The sequence below is a fragment of the Streptomyces sp. NPDC001985 genome, from assembly GCF_040296845.1.
Lineage (GTDB): Bacteria > Actinomycetota > Actinomycetes > Streptomycetales > Streptomycetaceae > Streptomyces.
In genome coordinates this window covers 1-1673 of record NZ_JBEOYB010000189.1, presented here as the reverse complement: position 1 = coordinate 1673, position 1673 = coordinate 1, and the positions used below count along the sequence as shown (strand labels likewise).

Here is a 1673-nt window from a genome sequence, read left to right as displayed (position 1 = left end):
GCCGACCTCCTCCAGGCCATGTACGGACGCAACGGCGAAGCCCCCGTCCCCATCATCGCCCCCCGCACCCCCGGCGACTGCTTCGACGCCGCCATCGAAGCCGCCCGCATCGCCCTCACCTACCGCACCCCCGTCTTCCTCCTCTCCGACGGCTACCTCGCCAACGGCTCCGAACCCTGGCGCATCCCCGACACCGAAACCCTCCCCGACCTCCGCACCCCCTTCACCACCACCCCCAACCACACCCTCGACGACGGCACCCACACCTTCTGGCCCTACAAACGCGACCCCCACACCCTCGCCCGCCCCTGGGCCGTCCCCGGCACCCCCGGACTCGAACACCGCATCGGCGGCATCGAAAAACAAGACGGCACCGGCAACATCTCCTACGACCCCGCCAACCACGAACACATGGTCCGCACCCGCCAGGCCAAAATCGACCAGATCACCACCCCCGACCTCACCGTCGACGACCCCGACCACGCCACCACCCTCGTCCTCGGCTGGGGCTCCACCTACGGACCCATCACCGCCGCCGTCCGCCGCCTGCGCACCGAAGGCGAACCCATCGCCCAAGCCCACCTCCGCCACCTCAACCCCTTCCCCCACAACCTCCCCCACATCCTCACCCGCTACCAGCGCGTCATCGTCCCCGAAATGAACCTCGGACAACTCACCACCCTCCTCCGCGCCAAATACCTCACCCCCACCCACAGCCACACCCAGGTCAACGGCATGCCCTTCAAAGCCGCCCAGCTCGCCACGGCCCTCAAGGAGGCCATCCATGCCTGAAGCCCTCACCCTGGTCCCCAAAACCACCACCCCCCAGACCATGAAAGACTTCAAATCCGACCAGGAAGTCCGCTGGTGCCCCGGCTGCGGCGACTACGCCATCCTCGCCGCCGTCCAGGGCTTCATGCCCGAACTCGGCCTCGCCAAAGAGAACATCGTCTTCATCTCCGGCATCGGCTGCTCCTCCCGCTTCCCCTACTACATGAACACCTACGGGATGCACTCCATCCACGGACGCGCCCCCGCCATCGCCACCGGACTCTCCACCTCCCGCCAAGACCTCTCCGTCTGGGTCGTCACCGGCGACGGCGACGCCCTCTCCATCGGCGGCAACCACCTCATCCACGCCCTCCGCCGCAACGTCAACCTCAAAATCCTCCTCTTCAACAACCGCATCTACGGCCTCACCAAAGGCCAGTACTCCCCCACCTCAGAACTCGGCAAAATCACCAAATCCACCCCCATGGGCTCCCTCGACGCCCCCTTCAACCCCGTCTCCCTCGCCATCGGAGCCGAAGCCACCTTCGTCGCCCGCACCATCGACTCCGACCGCAAACACCTCACCAGCGTCCTCCGCCAAGCCGCCGACCACCCCGGCACCGCACTCATCGAGATCTACCAGAACTGCAACATCTTCAACGACGGCGCCTTCGAATCCCTCAAAGACAAACAACAAGCCCAAGAAGCCGTCATCCGCCTCGAACACGGCCAACCCATCCGCTTCGGCCCCGACAACAACCAAGGCGTCATCCGCAACCCCACCACCGGCGACCTCGAAACCACCCACATCACCCCCGACAACGAACACCACATCCTCACCCACAACGCCCACCACCCCTCCCCCACCACCGCCTTCGCCCTCTCCCGCCTCGCCGACCCCG

1 protein-coding gene and 1 pseudogene are annotated in these 1673 nt (G+C 66.3%); both read left to right on the top strand.

Annotation, left to right across the window (positions count from 1 at the left end; genetic code table 11):
- Positions 1 to 792: pseudogene (locus ABT122_RS33505) on the top strand (2-oxoacid:acceptor oxidoreductase subunit alpha); the annotation flags it as partial.
- Positions 785 to 1673 (top strand): 2-oxoacid:ferredoxin oxidoreductase subunit beta (locus ABT122_RS33500; RefSeq protein ID WP_351559962.1); only part of this gene is annotated, 889 nt, incomplete at its 3' end. The pseudogene ABT122_RS33505 and the gene ABT122_RS33500, both read left to right, overlap by 8 nt.